We start from the raw sequence: 18222 nt of genomic DNA, 5'->3' as shown, positions 1-18222 counted from the left end.
AGCGCCATCCACCCATCCGGTCAGGGTTTGCCCGGCACTGCCAGCGGCAACCTCATGTCGAACCGCGCCCCGCCACCGCTCTCGTTCGCCGCCTCGATCCGCCCGCCATGCGCGTGCACCACAGCCTGCGAGAGCGCCAGCCCTAGCCCGAGGCCCGGTGTCTTCTCGTCCGAGCGCGCCGTGGCGCCGCGGTAGAAGCGCTCGAAGAGGTGAGGCATTTCGTCGCCGCGTATGCCGGGGCCACTGTCGGCCACGCTGATGACGGCCTCGTTCGCCTCGTTGTCCGCCCGCAGGCTCACACGCACCGTGGTATCGGGCGGAGAGAACTTCAGGGCGTTGTCCAGCAGGTTGGCCAGCGCGAGGCTGGCCGCGCCACGGGCGAAGCGCGCGGCCACGGGCGAAGCGGGCGCCAGCGACAGGGCAAGGCGCCGCTCGCGCGCCAGTGGTTCCAGCCGCCTCAGGGCCTCTTCGGCGAGCTGATTCAGCGACACCGTTTCCACCGCGTCGCGCTCCTGGCCGGCGTCGAGGCGGGCCAGCACCAGCAGTTCCTCGACCAGCAGCGTGAGCGACTCGACCTCCTCCAGCGAAGAGCGCAGCGTTTCCACATACGCGGCCGGTTCGCGCGGCCTGCGCAGTGCCAGTTCGAGTTCGGTGCGCAGGCGCGACAGCGGCGAGCGCAGCTCGTGCGAGGCATCCGACGTGAAGCGCCGCTGCGCTTCCATGCCCTGCTCGATGCGCGCCAGCATGTCGTTGAGCGTGTCCACCAGCCGGCCGATCTCGTCGCGCGTGCCGGGGTGCGGCAGCCTTTCGCCGAGGTTCGCGTCGCCGATGCGGTGAGCCTGCCGCACCACGTCGTCGATGGCGCCGAAGGCACGCCGGGTGATGAGCGCGCCCGCTGCGCCCAACGCCAGCAGCAGCGCTCCGCCGAGGATGATGAACAGCACGCTGGCCATGGCCACGGTGCGGTTCACGTCGTCCAGCGAGCCGGCCACCTGCACCGCCAGCAGCGAGGCACGGCCCGGCACGGGCACCGAGACCATGCGCGTGGGTTCCTCGCCGTAGCCGTCGAGCGTTTCGAACACGGTTTCGCCCGCCGCGAGCCGCTCGCGCAGCACGGCCGGAATGGGCAGCTGCGCCTCGCCGAGGTTGCTGCTGCGCGCGAGCACGCGGCCGTCGGCATCGACGATCTGCACCAGCCGGTCGAGCCGCACGAATGACGGCGCGCCCGGGCCCGGCGGCGCTTCGTGGACGATGACCGTGTCGCCCTCGCCGGCCGACAGCAGCATGCCCATTTCGGTCTCGGCCAGTGCCAGCAGCGCAGCATCGAGCTCACGGTGCACGTTGCGCGAGAACACGAGGTACGAGCCGAAGGCGGCGACCGCCATCACCACCACGATCGCGCTGACGTGCGCGAGCGCCAGCCGCTTGCGGAAACTAAGCATGCGCAACGCCACCGGTGCTGCCGTCGTCCGCCAGCGCCAGCCTGAAGCCGCGCCCGCGCACGGTCTGGATCAGGGGCGCGGCCGGCGGCGCGTCGACCTTGCGGCGCAGGTTGCTGATGTGCACGTCGATCAGGTTGTCGATGGCGATCAGGTCATCCTTCCACACCTGCTCGGCCAGGCGCGAGCGGCTGACCACCTCGCCGGCATGGCGCAGCAGTATCTGCAGGATCGCGAACTCCTTGTGGGTCAGCTCCAGCACCGAGCCGCCGCGCAGCACGCGCTGGCTCATCGGGTCGAGGCTCAGGTCGGCCAGCGAAAGCACCATCGGGCGCACGAGCTCGGAGCGGCGCAGCAGCGCGCGCACGCGGGCCAGCAGTTCGTCGAAGGCGAAGGGCTTGGTCAGGTAGTCGTCGGCGCCGGTGTTGAGGCCGGCCACGCGGTCGCTGAGCGCGTCGCGGGCGGTGAGCATGAGCACGGGCGTCTTGCAGCCGCGCTGGCGCAGGTCGCGGCACAGGGTGAGGCCGTCCTTTCCGGGCAGCATCCAGTCGAGCACGATCAGGTCGTAGGCGACGACGAAAGCCTCCTCGTCGCCCTCCTCCGCGGTGTGCACCACGTCGACCACGAAGCCCTCTTCCTGCAGGCCCCGGGCCAGCAGCCGGGCGGCCTTGCGGTCGTCTTCGATCAGCAGAATTCTCATGGCGCGGATCATGCCGCGTGTTCCTGACTGCCGGCCACTGGGCCGATTCTTAAGAGAACTTCAGGATTTCTTGGGAGCTTCTTCAGACGCCTTTTCTTACGCTCCCCGGCAGGAGACGGGAGCGGATCGAGGGCATGGGAAGGCGTCCCGTGCACGGCGCGCCTGTCCCTCGACATCCGCATGCGATGAAGAAGAAATCCCTCTACCAAATGACTCCCGCGCGCATCGTCTTCGGCGTGATGACCTGCGCGGCCCTGTGCGTTGACTCCTTCGACGGCGCCGCCCATGCAGCCACCACCGTGGCCGCCGCCCCCGCGCCGATGCTGGTGCGCCAGGGCAATCGCCTGAGCGTGCCCGCCGGCTCGCCGCTGCGCGATCGCCTGCTGGTCGCCACTGTCGGCCAGGACATGCTGCCGCACGAGGTGAGCCTGCCCGCCACGGTGGAAGCCAACCCGGCCAATACCGCCAACATCCTCCCGCCGCTGACCGGCAGGCTGCTCGAGCTGAAGGTGCGCCTGGGTGACACCGTCAAGCGCGGCCAGGTGCTCGCGACGATGAGCTCGCCCGACCTCGCGCAGGCCTTTGCCGATGCGCAGAAGGCCCGCGACGCTCTCGACCTCGCGCAGCGCGCGCTGGTGCGGGCGCGCGGCGTGAACGAGGCCGGCTCCAACGCCGCGAAGGACGTGGAAGCCGCCAGCAGCAGCGTCGCCCAGCAGAAGGCCGAGCTCCAGCGCAGCGAGGCGCGCCTGCGCAGCCTGGGCGCGGACGCGAGCGGCGCCCAGGCCGGCCAGGTGCTGAAGATCGTCGCGCCCACGTCCGGCACGGTCACGGCGCTGAACGCGGCCGCCGGCTCCAGCCTGAACGACGCCAACGCGGTTCTGATGACGGTGTCGAACCTGGATTCGGTCTGGGTCACGGTCAACGTGCCCGAGGGCGTGGTCGGCACGGTCGCGCCTGGGCAGAACGTGGTGGTCACGCTGGCGGCCTACCCGGGGCGCAGCTTCACCGGCAAGGTGGCCTTCGTGAGCGCGGTGCTCGACGCGGACACGCGCCGCGCCCGCGCGCGCATCGTCTTCGCCAACCCCGACGGCATCTTCAAGCCCAACATGTACGCCACGGCCGTGCTGGGCGTGCCGCAGGGCGTGCAGCCGCAGGTGCCGGCATCGGCGCTGCTGATGAACAACGACAGCGTGAGCGTCTTCGTCGAGGCCGAGCCCTGGACCTTCGTGCGCCGCACGGTGGAGCTGGGCCGGGAAGACGGCGACAAGGTTCGCATCCGCAGCGGCCTGGCCGCCGGCGAGCGCGTGGTGGTCCGCGGTGGTGTGCTGCTGAATGATTAACCTCATCATCACCCAGTTCTTCCGCCGCAGGCACCTGGCCTGGGCGATGTCGGTGGCGCTGGTGCTCTTCGGCGCGTGGTCGTGGACGCAGATGACGGTGGAGGCCTACCCCGACCTCGGCGACGTGAACGTGCAGGTGACCACGCAGGTCAACGGCCTGGCCGCCGAGGAGATCGAGCAGCAGATCACCACGCCGCTGGAGCGCGCGCTGAGCAACACGCCGGGGCTGGCCTCAATCCGCTCGAGCAGCACCTTCGGGCTGTCGCTCATCACGCTGACCTTCAAGGACGGCACCGACGACTACTTCGCGCGCCAGCGCGTGACCGAGCGCATCGGCCAGGTCAGCCTGCCCTCGGGCGCGCAGCCCGGCCTTGGGCCGGTGGCGGGGCCGGCCGGCGAGATCTACCGCTACACGCTGGAGTCGGACACCAGGAACCTGATGGAACTGTCGGAGCTGCAGCGCTGGAAGGTGATTCCCGCGCTCAAGCAGGTGGCGGGCGTGGTCGACATCAACAACTTCGGCGGCTTCACCCGCGAGTTCCAGCTGGAGCTCGACCCGGCGCGCCTGCAGAAGTACGGGCTGGTGCTCAACGACGTGGTCACGGCCATCAACAACAACAGCGCCAACGCCGGCGGCGGGCGCATCGCGCGCGGCGACCAGAGCTACGTGGTGCGCGGCATCGGCCAGATCCGCACGCTGGACGACCTGGGCACGGTGGTGGTGGCGCAGAGCAACGGCTCGCCGGTGCAGGTACGCGACCTGGGGCGGCTGCAGTTCGACCACCAGGAGCGCGGCGGCATCCTGGGCAAGGACACCAACCCGGACACCATCGAGGGCATCGTGCTGATGCTCAAGTACGAGAACCCCTCGCGCGTGCTGGAGGGTGTGCACAAGAAGATCGACGAGCTGCAGGCCGAGCTCGCGCCCATGGGCGTGAAGATCGTGCCCTACATCGACCGCGACGACCTGGTGAAGCTCACCGTCGACAAGGTGACGCACACGGTGCTCGAAGGCATGGCGCTGGTGTGCTTCGTGCTCATTCTTTTCCTGGGCAGCCCGCGCAGCGCGGTGGTGGCTGCCGTGGCCATTCCGATGTCGCTGGTGACGGTGTTCATCGTGATGCACTTCACCCGCATGCCGGCCAACCTGTTCTCGCTGGGCGCGATCGACTTCGGCATCATCGTGGACGGCGCCATCGTGGTGATGGAGGCCATCCTGCGGCGCCGGGAAGAAGAACCGCACGCCACGCTCACCGAGGGCAACATCCTCGAGACGGTGAGCCACGTGTCGGGGCCGATCTTCTTCGCGACGCTGATCATCATCACGGCCTACTTCCCGCTGTTCGCCTTCGAGCGGGCCGAGGGCAAGCTGTTCAAGCCGATGGCCTTCACGGTCGGCTACGCGCTGGTGGGTGCCCTGCTCTGCGCGCTCACGCTCATTCCGAGCCTGGCCTACGTGGCGCTGCGCAAGCCGAGCAAGCCCTTCGTCAACAAGCCGCTGGTGTGGCTCACCGGTGCGTACCGGCGGGTGCTGGCGCGGCTGCTGGAGGTGCCGGCCATCGCCTACGGGCTGAGCGTGGCGGCGCTGGCCGCGGTGGTGGTGCTGGGCGCCACGGCCGGGCGCGAATTTTTGCCCGACATCGACGAAGGGGCGTTGTGGCTGCAGGTGCAGTTGCCCTCGGGCCTGTCGCTGGACAAGGCCAGCGAGATGGCGACCGAGCTGCGGCACGTGCTGCTCGAATACCCCGAGGTCTCGTACGTGGTGACGCAGCTGGGCCGCAACGACGATGGCACCGACCCGTGGACGCCCTCGCACATGGAGGTGCCGGTGGGTCTCAAGCCTTATGGCGAGTGGCCGGCCGGGGTGAAGAAGGCCGACTTCGTGCGCACCCTGACCGAGCGCTTCGCGCGCATGCCGGGCTTCGACGTGGGCATCAGCCAGCCCATCATCGACGGCGTGAACGACGCCGTGGGCGGCGCGCACAGCCCGCTGGTGCTGCGCATCTACGGCGACGACCTGAAGGAAAGCCGGCGCATCGGCAACCAGATCGTCGACCTGCTCGAAACGGTGCGCGGCACCGCCTCGGCGTCGCTGTTCCAGGAGCCGCCGATTCCGCAGGTGGTGATCCAGCTCAACCGCGAGGCGGCGGCGCGCTTCGGCGTGAACGCGAACGACGTGGCCAGCCTGATCCAGACCGGCATCGGCGGCGCGCCTGTCATCACCGTGTACTCGGGCAACCGCACCTACAACGTGTCGGTGAAGATGCCCAGGAGCGCCAAGGGCAATACCGAGGCCATCGGTTCGCTGCTGCTCAACAGCTCCAGCGGGGCCAAGGTGCCGCTCGCGCAGGTGGCCGACATCCGCCTGCAGACCGGCGAAAGCACGATCTCGCACGAGATGAACGAGCGCCAGATCACGGTGCGCGTGGACAACCGCGACCGCGACCTCGCCTCCTACCTCGACGAGGCGCGCGATCGCATCGCGAAGGAAGTGAAGTTCGACCCCACGAAGTTCCGCCTGCAATGGGCCGGCCAGTTCGAGAACCAGCAGCGCGCGCAGGCCCGGCTGAGCGTGTCGCTGGCCATCGTGGTGAGCATCATGGCGGTGCTGCTGTTCTTCCAGTTCGGGAAGATCCGGCAGGTGGCGCTGATCCTCGGCGTGGTGCCTATGGCCACGCTGGGCGGGCTGATCGCGGTGCACGTGGCGGGTGAAACGCTCAACGTGGCAACGGCCGTGGGCTTCATCGCGCTCTTCGGTGTCTCGATACAGAACGGGATCATCATGGTCGCGAACTTCCGCCGCGTGCGCGGCGAAGGTCTGGAGCTGCAGGCCTCGGTGCTCGAAGGCGCGACCGAGCGGCTGCGGCCGGTGCTGATGACGGCCACGGTGGCATCGGTGGGCATGCTGCCGGCGGCGTTGGCCACTGGCGTGGGCACCGACGTGCAGCGCGGGCTGGCCACGGTGGTGGTCGGCGGGCTGGTGGTGTCGACGCTGCTGACGCTCTTCATCCTGCCCACGCTGTACTTCGCGATGGAACGCGTGTTCGAACGCAAGGGCTGGGGCACGCGCTCGCGGCGCGACCGCTAGGAAAGCAGAACAAGCAATGACGACAAAGAAGACAAACCTGGCGACGCCCGTGGCGGCCGGCATCGCGGCGATGCTGCTGGCCGGCTGCGCGGTCGGCCCCGACTACGCCCGCCCGCAGTTGAATCTGCCTCAGCAGTACACGCCCGCGCCACCTGTAAGCAAGGAAGCCGAAGGCGTGCCGCTGGCGCGCCTGTCGCCCGATCTCGACGTGCCGGCCCAGTGGTGGCAGGCCTTCCGCAGCGAGCCGCTGAACGCGCTGGTCACGCAGAGCCTTGCCGGCAACCCGACCATCGAGGCGGCCGACGCCGCCCTTCGCGCGGCGCAGGAGAACGAAGCCGCCGACCGCGCCGCCTTCTGGCCCAGCGTGGCGCTGGGCTATTCGCCGACGCGGCAGCGCGTGGCCAGCGCGGTGGCGAGCCCGGTGTCGTCCAACGCGAGCCTGTACACGCTGCACACGGCGCAGGTGACGGTGTCGTACACGCCCGACGTGTTCGGTGCCACCCGCAGGCAGGTGGAAGGCGCGCAGGCCAATACCGAGCTGCAGCAGTTCCAGGGCGTTGCCGCAAAGCTCACGCTCAGCAGCAACGTGGTGACCGCCGCGATCACCGAGGCCTCGCTGCGCGCGCAGCAGGCCGCCACGCTGAAGATCATCGCGGGCCAGAAGGAAGTGCTCCAGGCCTACCGCAAGCAGCTGGCGCTGGGCCAGGTGGCGCCAGCCGACGTCGACGCGCAGGAAGCCGCGCTGGCCGCCACCGAGGCCACGCTGCCGCCGCTGGACCGGCAACTGGCGCAGCAGCGCAACCTGTTGGCCACGCTGGCGGGCCGCTTCCCGAGCCAGGGCGTGGAGGCGCGGTTCGATCTGGATGCGCTGCAGCTGCCGACGGAACTGCCGCTGACCCTTCCTTCCAGTCTGGTCGAGCACCGCCCCGACGTGCGTGCTGCCGAAGCACAGCTGCAGGCAGCCAGCGCCGCCATCGGCGTGGCGGTCGCGGCGCGGCTGCCGAACGTGACGCTTGGCGTGAACTCGTACGGCTCCTCGGCCTACCGGCTGGCGGACCTGTTCAAGTCGTCATCGCTCTTCTGGACGGTGGCCGCGAGCGTGACGCAGCCCATCTTCGACGGCGGCGCGCTCAAGCACCGCGAGGCAGCCGCGCGCGCCTCCTTCGACCAGGCAGCCGCGCAGTACCGCGCGACGGTGCTCGCCGCCTTCCAGGACGTGGCCAATACGCTGGAAGCCATCGATGCCGACACCCGCGCGCTGCAGGCGGCGGTGAAGGCCGAGCGCACGGCTTCGCAGAGCCTGGCGCGCACGCAGGCGCAGGTGCGGCTGGGCGATGCCAGCGCGCTCTCGCTGCGCATTGCCCAGCAGGCCCAGCAGCAAGCACTGCTGAATCTCGTACAGGCCCGTGCGCTGCGGCTGACCGATGCCACCGCCCTCTTCCAGGCGCTCGGCGGCGGCTGGTGGAATGCGCCACAACCTGCCATCGTCTCGTCTTCTTCCATTTCCACCGCATCGCCATGAACATCATCCGCCACGACATGGGCCCCCGCTTCAGCGAGATGGTGACCGTCGACCTGGGCGCTGCGCGCCTGCTGTACCTCTCCGGCCAGGTGGCCGAGAACCCTTCGCTCGACATCACCGGGCAGATGCGCGAGATCCTGCGCCACATTGATCGCCTGCTCGCCACGCAGGGAGCGACCAAGCAGGACCTGGTGAGCGTGACGATCTACCTGCGCACCGTGGGCGACTACGCCGCGATGAACTCGGTGTGGGACGAATGGGTGCCCGCCGGCCACACGCCGGCGCGCGCCACGGTGGGGGCGAAGCTGATCGACTCCGAGTACCGCGTCGAGATCCAGGCCACGGCGGCCATCACCGCGATGGGGCCGACGCCGTGATGCGCACGGTCGTTCTTTGGGGGCTGATGCTGGGCGGCTGCTCGGCCTTCGATGCGCATTCCTTCGACCGTTCCGCCGGCTGGCGGGCCGCGCAGGTCGTCAGCGTCGGGCGCACGAGCGATCTGGCAGCCACTGCCGATCGCGATTGCGGTGCAGACGGCGGTGCCGCGACACCCTACGCCGTCGTGCGCTACCGCTACGGCGGCGTGCACACGCGCTCGGTAGGCACGGGGCGATGGCCTCAAGGCGCCGAACTCAAGGTCGGCGATGCGGTGGAAGTGAACATCCTCGACTGCGCGGCACCCTTGGCACTGCTGGCGCCGGTGGGTCAGAGCGGCAGCAGCTCGGGCACGCCGTCGCGCTGAAGCCAGCCCTCGAACTCGTCGGACAGCCGCCGCGCTTCGCGCGTGGCACGGCCCCACGCGGCGATGCGTGCCTGCGCGTCGTTCGCGAAGTGGATGAAGTCCTTGCGGTCGGGGAGCTTGCCGTTGGGCAGCGAGCGCACCCAATCGGGGTCGGGCGCGAGCAGCACCATGCGGTCGAGGAAGCCGCTGGCCTTGTGGCGCCAGCGCAGCCCCTTGTCGAGCCAGCCCGGCACCACCGCCTGCTGGAAGTGCGGGTAGAGCACGATGCCGTCGTCGGCCGGCTGGTAGTCCAGGTGCAGGTGGTAGTCGGTGATGCCGCCGTCCCAGTAGGCGCCGCGCGGCGCGCCGGGAATGTCGTGCACCGCAGCCAGCAGGAACGGAATGGAGCACGAGGCCTGCAGCACCATGTTGAAGTTGGCCTCGCTCAGTGCATGCTGGCGCGTGCGGAAGTCGCGCGTACCGAAGGGCAAGGAGGCGCCGGGCGTGGAAAACACGCAGCGCTCCAGCCACGCGCCCAGGCTCCTGCGGTGCAGGCTGTTGGTCGCGAAGGCGCCCAGGTAGCCGACGGGAGTGCGCGCCCTGCCCTCGCGCCCGAGGATGTGGCGCCCGCGCGAAGTCACCACGTGCAGGCGGTAACGCGGATGGTTCAGCACCTCGCCGATGCGCCCGCCATAGAAGTCTTCGAGGCTCTGGGCGAACTTGTCGCTGAGCTGGCGCGGGCTGAGCCGCTTCTGTCCCGGCGGCACCTCGAACTGCTGGTGCACGTAGTCGTGCTCGAAGCGTTCGAAAGCTGTGTCAGGGTCGGCCAGGCAGGCCGTCGACAGCCGCCACGCGCCGATGGAGGCGCCCACCAGATGCACCTGCTGGCTCGACTGCGTGAGCCAGCGCCCGAAGATGAAGCGGTCGAGCGGCCCGAGGATCAGCCCCTTGGGACCGCCTGCCGCGCCGGGGATGGTGCGCACGTCCTGCGAGCGCAGGCCGTGCCGTTCGATGTGCTTGCGGGCCGCGGGGCCGGCGTAGATGCGCAGGGCTTTCATGCCGGATGCTTCCGCAAGAACCGTGCGTTGCCGACTACTTGCGCAACCCCTGCAGCTTGGCAAACGCGCTCGCCATCTGCCCCGCCGGCTGCGGCGAGTTGTCGCGCCGGCCTTGCTGCTGCTGGCCGCGCCCTGCCCCTTCGAAACGGTTGTCGCGCGGGCCGTCACGGCGCGCGGGCGCTGCATCGAGCTTCATCGACAGGCCGATGCGCTTGCGCGCCACGTCCACTTCCATCACCTTGACCTTGACGATGTCGCCGGTCTTGACGACTTCGCGCGCGTCGTTCACGAACTTGTGGCTCAGCTGGCTCACGTGGACCAGGCCGTCCTGGTGCACGCCGAGGTCGACGAAGGCGCCGAACTGGGCCACGTTGCTCACGGTGCCCTCGAGGATCATGCCCTCGGCCAGGTCCGAGATGTCATCCACGCCGTCGTTGAAACGCGCCACCTTGAAGTCGGGGCGCGGGTCGCGGCCCGGCTTCTCGAGTTCGCCCAGGATGTCCTTGACCGTGATGACGCCGAATTTCTCGTTGGCGAACAGCTCGGGCTTGAGCGCCTTGAGCATGTCGGCGCGGCCCATCAGCTCGGCAATCGGCTTGCCGGTCTTCACGATGATCTGCTCGACCAATGGATAGGTTTCCGGGTGCACGCCGGTGATGTCCAGCGGGTCGGTGCCGCCGCGGATGCGCAGGAAGCCCGCGCTCTGCTCGAAGGCCTTGGGGCCGAAGCCGGTCACGTCGAGCAGTTGCTTGCGGGTGGAGAACGCACCATTGGCCTCGCGCCAGCGCACCACGGCCTTGGCCACGCTGCCCGACAGGCCCGAAACGCGCGACAGCAGCGGCACGCTGGCCGTGTTCAGATCCACGCCCACCGAGTTCACGCAGTCTTCGACCACGGCCTGCAGCGTGCGTGCGAGTTCGCTCTGGTTCACGTCGTGCTGGTACTGGCCCACGCCGATGCTCTTGGGATCGATCTTCACGAGTTCAGCCAGCGGGTCTTGCAAACGTCGCGCGATGGAGGCTGCGCCGCGCAGGCTCACGTCGACATCGGGCATTTCCTGCGAGGCGAATTCACTGGCGGAGTACACCGAAGCGCCCGCCTCGCTCACCACGACCTTCTCGACCTTGATTTCCGGCGCGCCGGCCTGCGCGGCCATCTTGGCGAGCAGCTTGATGAGGTCGGCGGCCAGCTTGTCGGTTTCGCGGCTGGCGGTGCCATTGCCGATGGCGATCAGGTTCACGCCGTGCTTGGCGCACAGCTTGCCCAGCGTGTGCAGCGAGCCTTCCCAGTCCTTGCGCGGCTCGTGCGGGAACACGGTGGCGGTCTCGACCAGCTTGCCGGTGGAATCGACCACGGCCACCTTCACGCCGGTGCGGATGCCAGGGTCGAGGCCCATCACGACACGCGGTCCGGCCGGCGCAGCCAGCAGCAGGTCGCGCAGGTTGTCGGCAAACACCTTGATGGCGACCTTCTCCGCGTCTTCGCGCAGGCGGGTAAACAGGTCACGCTCGGTCGACAGCGCCAGCTTCACGCGCCAGGTCCAGGCCACGCACTTGCGCAGCAGGTCGTCCGACGGGCGGCCCGCATGGCTCCAGCCCAGGTGCAAGGCGATGCGGCCTTCGGCGATGCTCGGCTTGCCCGGTTCGGGCTCGACCGGCAGCACCAGCTTTGCATCGAGGATGTCGAGCGCGCGGCCGCGGAAGACGGCCAGCGCGCGGTGCGATGGCACACGGCCAATGGGCTCGTCGTACTCGAAATAGTCGCGGAACTTGGCGACGTCGGCGTTGTTCTCGTCCTTGCCGGCCATCAGGCTGGACTTGAGCAGGCCTTCGTTCCAGAGCCATTCGCGCAGGCCCTGGACCAGAGCAGCGTCTTCGGCCCAGCGCTCGGAAAGAATGTCGCGCACGCCGTCGAGCACGAGCGGCACTGTGGAGAAATCGGGGCCCGGCTTGCCGTCGTCCAGCGTGGTGGCGGGCTGCAGGAAGGCCTTGGCTTCCACGGCCGGGTCCAGCATGGGGTCGGCCAGCAGCTTGTCGGCCAGCGGCTCGATGCCGAATTCGCGGGCGATCTGGCCCTTGGTGCGGCGCTTCTGCTTGAACGGCAGGTACAGGTCTTCGAGCTCCTGCTTGGTGGGTGCGAATTCGATCGCGGCGCGCAGTTCGGGGGTCAGCTTGCCCTGCTCGTCGATGGCCTTGAGCACGGCGCCGCGGCGGTCTTCAAGTTCGCGCAGGTAGGAAAGGCGAGCTTCCAGCTCTCGCAGCTGCACGTCGTCGAGGCCGTCTGTGACCTCCTTGCGGTAGCGGGCGATGAATGGAACCGTGGCGCCCCCGTCGAGCAGTTCGACGGCGGCCTTCACCTGGTTCTCGCCGACCTTGATCTCGGCGGCGAGCTGGCGAATGATTTTCTGCATGCTTGAGCGCGTCCCTGGCAAAGCGCGGAAGTTTGCCATAGGCGCACGGTGCCCGGCCGGGGCCGTCCGGCGGGGCGCGTTACAGCATGCTTTCCGCTTCGGGCCGGGTGCCGGCCTGCGCCCGGCTTGGAACTACCAGTTGCACACACAGTCCACGGGGCACGATATTCGCCAGCGTCAGTTTGCCGCCAATGGCGTCGGCCCGCGTGCGCATGCTGCGCAGGCCCTTGCCCATCGAGGCGGAAGAGGCACTGCGGGCAGCCCCCAGGCCGCGGCCATCGTCGTGCACCTCCAGCACCAGCCCTTGCGGGTGGGCCTGGATGCCGAAGCGCAGTTCGACGCGGGTCGCACGGGCGTGCCGCAGCGCATTGGACAGAGCTTCCTGCGCCACCCGGCAGATCTGCATGGCGGTTTCGGGCGGCACCGAATGGGTTTGTGTCTCGCTCGAGATGTTCCATACCAGCGCGATGCCCAGCCGGTCGAATGCGGGCTGCAGCCGGTAGCGCAGATGGGCCAGCCGCTCGACGACGGTGGCGGAGGTCTGGTCGTCGAGGTCGTCCACCGTCATCTGGAGTTCGAGCAGGCAGGTTTGCAGGGCCATCGACAGGCTGCCTGGGCCGGTGAACCGGGGGTCCTGGCTGGCCAGCAGCGCTACCAGCCGCGAGCCGACCCCGTCGTGCAGGTCATGGGCGATGCGCCGCCGCTCGGTCATCACCTCCTGCGAGGGTCCGTGGCTTTCCGCGCGGTGCCGGGAAACGAGCCAGATGCCGACGACCGTGGCAAGCACCCCCAGGTTCAGCGCCTGCATTGCCCAAAATGTGAATGGCATGTCATTCCCCATCAAGTTGGCGGCCGATGCAGCCCGGATCACCTGCGCGGTCACGGGGGTCAGATGCAGCGCCGCCGCCAGGCCAGCCCACATCAGCAACCGCCTGCGCGAGATGCGCAAGCGCAGCCACATCAACAGCACGCCCCACGAGCCGATCGACAACCACACGAACTGGTCTTCCAGAAAGTGCGGTAAATGAAGGACCTGCGGCGAGAGCATGGCATGGCCTACAGGAGCCCCCGGTGGGAGGCAAAGCTCACGGCCTGCGCGCGGGTATGGGCGTGCAGCTTGCGGTAGATGTTTTTCACATGCGCATTCACCGTCTGGGCGCTGATGGTGAGCTGCAGCGCGATCTCTTCGGTTACGTAGCCCGTCGCCACAAGTCGTAACACTTCGCGCTCGCGCGTGGATAACGTCGCCTTGCTCTCAGGTGGACGTACCGGGTTCACGTTGGAACGCTTGTGATCGAGGTGCACGAGCAGCCGCCGCGCCAGCCGGGGGGTGATGGCGGCCCCGCCGTTCACCACCTGCAGCACGGCCTGGGCATAGCTCTGGAACCACGCGTTCTTGACCAGATAGCCGGAGGCGCCAAGCTCGAAGGCGTGCAGCACCTGGGGTTCGTCCTCGAGCGCCGAGATGACAATGATCTCCGCCGCGCTGCGATGCCGCTTGGCCTCTTCGATGAGCTCGAATCCACTCCCGTCACCGAGGCGGATGTCGACCATCAGCACGTCGAACTCATGCTGCATCAGCAATCGTCGCCCTTCGCGCAGCGTGCCGGCCTGCCCCTCGAGCTGGATGCGCAGGTCGCCCAGCAGTTCCTGGGCGATGACGCGACGCACGAAGGGGTCGTCGTCCACCAGCAGGACGCGCACGGGTTTGGTGTGCTGCCCGGTAAGAAAATCGGGCCACGGGAGCGTGTCGGCGGACGGCGCGAGCAGCCCGCCAAACTGACCGGGGTTGGCATAGTGCTTAGCCCCATTCCCTGTTTCCGTCAACGAAATGTCGAGATCGCTTTCCATTCCAGCCCCTTTGTGACAATTAATGCACTTTGTTCGTGTCGAAAAGTTAATCCATTTCTATTCAGATTTCGAGTTTCGGCTTTTTTGATTACTTTGGTTGCATCTTGTTTCCATTGATTTTCGATGTCAACTGAAAGTTGTAATTTCCATGTTGGCGTCGCGTGAAAGGACGCCTTCCGATGCCAGCGGAGAGGGAGCAAACCACTACTTTCGTCATAGCCTTGCACTACCCAGCATGAGACATCTTTGGCTGGTTTCCCGACCCGGAAACTGCGCTCCGGTCATGGCGAAAGCATCTAAACCGCGCCGCTGCCCGAGCCAAGGCCGGATCGTCCGGTGATCGAGCGGGCGGCGCGGTCAGCTTCGCGGGACTTCGGATCGGCGGGCGCGACGGCAAGCGGTTCGGCGACCACGCAGGGCCAGGTAACCAGCATGGCCGCGACAACCGGCAACGGCCTTGCAACAGGCGGAGCGTTCCCGTGGCCGAGGGCACGCGCTGCCTTACCCTTCGCGGATGACCTCATTCGCCCGTGCACTGCGCGCACTGCTCCGCGCCATCGGTATCGTGCTCGTCGTTCCCGTGCTGCTCTTCGAGGAGTGGGGCTGGGAGCCACTGGCCGCGCTCGCCGCGCGGCTGTCCCGCCTGCCCTTCTGGGCAGCGCTCGAAGAACGGCTGCGCCGCCTGCCGCCCTGGGGCGCATTGCTGGCTTTCTTCGTGCCGGTTGTGCTGCTGCTGCCGGTAAAGGTACTGGCGCTCTTTCTCTTCAGCCGCGGGCACGCGGCCAGCGCCCTCACCGTGCTCGTGCTGGCCAAGCTGGTGGGCACGGCCATCGTCGCGCGGATCTTCCAGTTGGTCGAAGGGCCGTTGATGCGCATTCCGTGGTTCGCCCGTTGGTATCCGCGATGGAAGGCATGGAAAGACAAGGTGCTCACGCTCGTTCGCCAGAGTCGGCCCTGGCGCGTGGTGCGGGCGCTGAATCGGCGCATCTCGCGCGGCTGGCGTCGGCTTAGAGAAGGTTGAGCAGTTATTTTTACCCGGGTATATTGCCACGCGCATTTAACCCGGGTAATATTTGGAGCATGAACCTCTCACCAGAAAGCCGGCGAGCCATCTCCCGCCAATACAAGGAAACCGCGCGCCCGGCCGGCGTCTTCGTCATCCGCAACGGGCTGACAGGCCGGGTCTATGTGGCCGGCAGCCTCGACGTCGAAGGCGCCATGAACCGTGCCCGCTTCGAGCTGAACATGCGCTCGCACCGGAACAAGGCGCTCGGGCGGGACTGGATCGCGCACGGCGCCGATCGGTTCACCTTCGAGGTGATCGACCGGGTCAAGGAAAGCGAAGACCCGGCCTTCGACCGCGCGGAGGAACTCGAGAAACTCCTTGCGCTCTGGCGCGAAGAACTCCAATGCGACGGCGACAAGGGCTACAACACGCCATCCGCCCCGGCGGCCGAAAAAAGCCTGCCGCAAATCAACGCCGCGCTTCTTGCGCTTTGCCTCGACGACACACCAAACGCCTGAGCCGTTCAACGGGTAGATTACGCACCTCGTTTCGAACGGACCGGAAGAAAGAACAATGCCCTCCGACACGCCACCCACCAACCTGATCGTTTTCGCCGGTTTCAAGTGCATTGCCCAGGGAAGCACCGCCGACGTGCTCGCGCAGTTGCGCGAGCGCAAGGACGACACGCCCTACCTCGTGTTCAACGAGCAGACCGGCGAGCCGCTCGACTTCGACGTGCACAACCGGGCCGGCCTCGTGCCGCACGCCGCCGGTGCAGAGACCCATGAAGACGCGCCCCGCGGCGTAGGCCGCCCGAAGCTGGGCGTGGTCGCGCGCGAAGTCACCCTGCTTCCACGCCATTGGGACTGGCTCAACCGCCAGCCCGGCGGCGCATCGGTCGCGCTGCGCCGCCTGGTGCAGGAGGCGAGCCGCGTCAACGCCGACCGCGACGCCGTGCGCGCTTCGCGCGAGGCCACCTATCGCTTCATGACCGCGATTGCCGGCGCCCTGCCCGGCTTCGAGGAAGCCACGCGCGCGCTGTTCGCCGGCGAGCGCAATCGCTTCGAAGGACTCATCGACGCCTGGCCCGTGGACCTGCGCTCCCATCTTCAAAAATTGTCAGCCGCCGGCTGGAGCACTCCCGCATGAGAGCAACCCCCGAGACTTCCGCAACCGGCCGCAGCGGCCTTCAGGGCGTGCCCGTGGCGCCCGTGGGCGCAACGCGTCCGTTGTGGAAGGTCTTTCTTTTCTTCCTCGCGCCGATGCTGCTCAGTAACATCCTGCAATCGCTCTCGGGCACGCTCAACAACGTCTACGTGGGGCAGATGCTCGGCGTGGGCGCGCTGGCCGCCGTGTCGAGCTTCTTCCCGGTGATGTTCTTCTTCATCGCCTTCATCATCGGCCTGGGCGCGGGCGCCTCGGTGCTCATTGGCCAGGCCTGGGGCGCGCGCGACGTGGCCAAGGCCAAGGCCGTGGCCGGCACCACGCTCACGGTGGGCGTGCTCATGGGCCTGGTGATCGCAGTGTTCGGCGGCGCCTTCACCACGCCGATGCTGGCCGCACTGGGCACGCCGCCCGATGTGCTGGCCGACTCCACGCGCTACGCCCGCATCATGCTGATCGCGATGCCGGGCGTGTTCGTGTTCCTGCTCGCCACGGCCATGCTGCGCGGCGTGGGCGACACCGTCACGCCGCTGCTCACGCTGGTGATCTCGACGCTGATCGGGCTGGTGGTCACGCCCGCGCTCATCCGCGGCTGGGGCGGCCTGCCGCAGCTTGGCGTGGCCAGCGGTGCGTGGGCCTCGGTGCTGTCCTTCGCGGTGGCGACCACCTGGCTCGGCTTCCGGCTGCACAGCCGCAAGAGCCCGCTCGCGCCCGACGCAGCATTCGTGCGCAACCTGCGCATCCAGCCGCACCTGCTGAAGGCGGTGCTGAAGATCGGCGTACCCACGGGCGTGCAGATGATCGTGGTCGCTCTGGCCGAGGTGGTGCTGCTGTCGATGGTCAACAGCTACGGCTCGAGCGCCACAGCGGCCTACGGCGCGGTGAACCAGGTGGTGGCGTACGTGCAGTTCCCGGCCATCTCGATCGCCATCGCCGCGTCGATCCTCGGCGCGCAGGCCATCGGCGCGGGCCGTGCCGACCGGCTCGGCGCCATCGCCAAGACGGCGCTGCTGATGAATCTCGTGCTGACCGGCGGCCTCGTGCTGCTGGGCTACCTGTTCTCGCGCCACCTGATGGCCTTCTTCATCACCAGCGCGCCGGTGCTCGAGATCGCACAGACGCTGCTGCACATCATGCTGTGGAGCCTGGTGATCTTCGGCATGGCCGCGGCGCTGTCGGGGATCATGCGCGCCAGCGGCTCGGTGCTGGTGCCTACGTTGATCTCCATCCTCTGCATCCTCGGAATAGAAGTGCCGGTGGCCTGGCTCATGAGCCATCGCATCGGCCTGAACGGCATCTGGATCGCCTACCCGGTGACCTTCGGCGCGATGCTGCTGCTGCAGACCGCGTACTACCAGCTGGTGTGGCGCAAGAAGGGAATCCGCCGGCTGGTATAGCCGCCGCCGGTGGCGGATCACTCCCCGTCGAAGGCCCTCTGCACCGTGGCGATGTCGAGCTTGACCATCTTCATCATCGCCTGCATTGCGCGGGCCGCCTTGGCCGGGTCCTTGTCCTGGAACATGCGGATCATCGGCATGGGCGCGACCTGCCAGGACACGCCGTAGCGGTCGGTGAGCCAGCCACACTGCACCGGCTGGCCGCCGCCTTCGAGCAGCTTCTCCCAGTAGTAGTCGACCTCCGCCTGGGTCTCGCATTTCACGAGCATCGAGATGGCGGGGGTGAACTTGTACTCCGGCCCTCCGTTGAGCACCATGAACTCCTGCCCTTCGAGTTCGAAGGTTGCGGTGAGCACCGAGCCCTTCTTGGCGGGGTTGACGTCGCCCCAGAGCAGCTTGTCGGTCACGTGCGAGTTCGGAAAGATCGCGGTGTAGAAATTCAGCGCGTCTTCGCCGTTGCCATCGAACCAGAGGCAGGGAACGATCTTTTGCATGGGATCTCCTTCGCTTGAATGATGAACCAGAG

At 68.0% G+C, this 18222-nt stretch carries 16 protein-coding genes; 9 read left to right on the top strand and 7 right to left on the bottom strand.

Annotation, left to right across the window (positions count from 1 at the left end; translation table 11 throughout):
- Positions 1–20: 20 nt before the first annotated feature.
- Complete coding sequence (locus PMI12_RS00165; protein ID WP_007827684.1) at positions 21–1442, bottom strand: sensor histidine kinase; 1422 nt, start codon at positions 1440–1442, stop codon at positions 21–23.
- Positions 1435–2139, bottom strand: coding sequence for a response regulator transcription factor (locus PMI12_RS00160; protein WP_042672540.1), 705 nt, complete (start codon positions 2137–2139; stop codon positions 1435–1437). The genes PMI12_RS00165 and PMI12_RS00160 overlap by 8 nt, the downstream gene beginning before the upstream one ends.
- Positions 2140–2348: 209 nt before the next feature.
- Between PMI12_RS00160 and PMI12_RS00155 the strand changes: the two genes are divergently transcribed.
- From PMI12_RS00155 to PMI12_RS00135, 5 genes are read left to right on the top strand one after another with little or no spacing between them, the layout of a single operon-like run.
- Positions 2349–3479, top strand: a complete 1131-nt coding sequence (locus PMI12_RS00155; RefSeq protein WP_237726021.1) for an efflux RND transporter periplasmic adaptor subunit — start codon at positions 2349–2351, stop codon at positions 3477–3479.
- Positions 3472–6567 carry an efflux RND transporter permease subunit gene (locus tag PMI12_RS00150; RefSeq protein ID WP_007827678.1) on the top strand — a complete coding sequence of 1032 codons (3096 nt, stop codon included), beginning with the start codon at positions 3472–3474 and terminating at the stop codon, positions 6565–6567. The genes PMI12_RS00155 and PMI12_RS00150 overlap by 8 nt, the downstream gene beginning before the upstream one ends.
- A gap of 16 nt (positions 6568–6583) precedes the next feature.
- A complete protein-coding gene (locus tag PMI12_RS00145) occupies positions 6584–8089 on the top strand; it encodes an efflux transporter outer membrane subunit (protein ID WP_007827676.1) in 1506 nt (501 codons plus the stop codon).
- Entirely contained in the window at positions 8086–8466 is a 381-nt protein-coding gene (locus PMI12_RS00140) for a RidA family protein (protein ID WP_007827674.1), read from the top strand. Before PMI12_RS00145 ends, PMI12_RS00140 begins: the two co-directional genes overlap by 4 nt.
- Positions 8466–8831 (top strand): hypothetical protein, encoded by a 366-nt coding sequence (locus PMI12_RS00135; RefSeq protein ID WP_007827672.1) that lies wholly within the window; start codon positions 8466–8468, stop codon positions 8829–8831. Before PMI12_RS00140 ends, PMI12_RS00135 begins: the two co-directional genes overlap by 1 nt.
- Here PMI12_RS00135 and PMI12_RS00130 read toward each other — a convergent pair.
- The 4 genes from PMI12_RS00130 to PMI12_RS00115 all read right to left on the bottom strand — a co-directional run bounded on the left by PMI12_RS00130 (position 8795) and on the right by PMI12_RS00115 (position 14129).
- The gene (locus PMI12_RS00130) at positions 8795–9868 is read right to left on the bottom strand and encodes a patatin-like phospholipase family protein (RefSeq protein WP_007827670.1); all 1074 of its coding nucleotides are present in this window, start codon (positions 9866–9868) and stop codon (positions 8795–8797) included. The genes PMI12_RS00135 and PMI12_RS00130 overlap by 37 nt on opposite strands.
- Positions 9869–9902: 34 nt before the next feature.
- Positions 9903–12278, bottom strand: a complete 2376-nt coding sequence (locus PMI12_RS00125; protein ID WP_007827667.1) for a Tex family protein — start codon at positions 12276–12278, stop codon at positions 9903–9905.
- 79 nt (positions 12279–12357) lie between these two features.
- Positions 12358–13326 (bottom strand): sensor histidine kinase, encoded by a 969-nt coding sequence (locus PMI12_RS00120; protein WP_007827665.1) that lies wholly within the window; start codon positions 13324–13326, stop codon positions 12358–12360.
- Between the two features lie 8 nt (positions 13327–13334).
- Positions 13335–14129, bottom strand: a complete 795-nt coding sequence (locus tag PMI12_RS00115) for a LuxR C-terminal-related transcriptional regulator (RefSeq protein ID WP_007827664.1) — start codon at positions 14127–14129, stop codon at positions 13335–13337.
- Between the two features lie 514 nt (positions 14130–14643).
- Here PMI12_RS00115 and PMI12_RS00110 point away from each other — a divergent pair.
- The 4 genes from PMI12_RS00110 to PMI12_RS00095 are packed head-to-tail and all read left to right on the top strand — an operon-like array spanning position 14644 to position 17696.
- Positions 14644–15150, top strand: a complete 507-nt coding sequence (locus PMI12_RS00110; protein ID WP_007827663.1) for a hypothetical protein — start codon at positions 14644–14646, stop codon at positions 15148–15150.
- A complete protein-coding gene (locus PMI12_RS00105) occupies positions 15147–15653 on the top strand; it encodes a GIY-YIG nuclease family protein (protein ID WP_237726020.1) in 507 nt (168 codons plus the stop codon). Before PMI12_RS00110 ends, PMI12_RS00105 begins: the two co-directional genes overlap by 4 nt.
- A 55-nt stretch (positions 15654–15708) precedes the next feature.
- Positions 15709–16284: a DUF2239 family protein gene (locus tag PMI12_RS00100; protein WP_007827654.1), complete on the top strand. Its 576-nt coding sequence runs from the start codon at positions 15709–15711 to the stop codon at positions 16282–16284.
- Positions 16281–17696: an MATE family efflux transporter gene (locus PMI12_RS00095; protein ID WP_007827652.1), complete on the top strand. Its 1416-nt coding sequence runs from the start codon at positions 16281–16283 to the stop codon at positions 17694–17696. Before PMI12_RS00100 ends, PMI12_RS00095 begins: the two co-directional genes overlap by 4 nt.
- 17 nt (positions 17697–17713) lie before the next feature.
- Here PMI12_RS00095 and PMI12_RS00090 read toward each other — a convergent pair whose 3' ends face one another.
- Positions 17714–18190: a VOC family protein gene (locus PMI12_RS00090; RefSeq protein WP_007827643.1), complete on the bottom strand. Its 477-nt coding sequence runs from the start codon at positions 18188–18190 to the stop codon at positions 17714–17716.
- Positions 18191–18222 lie beyond the last annotated feature (32 nt).

This window comes from Variovorax sp. CF313 (assembly GCF_000282635.1).
Taxonomy (GTDB): domain Bacteria; phylum Pseudomonadota; class Gammaproteobacteria; order Burkholderiales; family Burkholderiaceae_C; genus Variovorax.
The sequence above is the reverse complement of the archived record's forward strand: the minus strand, read 5'-3'. Positions and strand labels throughout refer to the sequence as shown.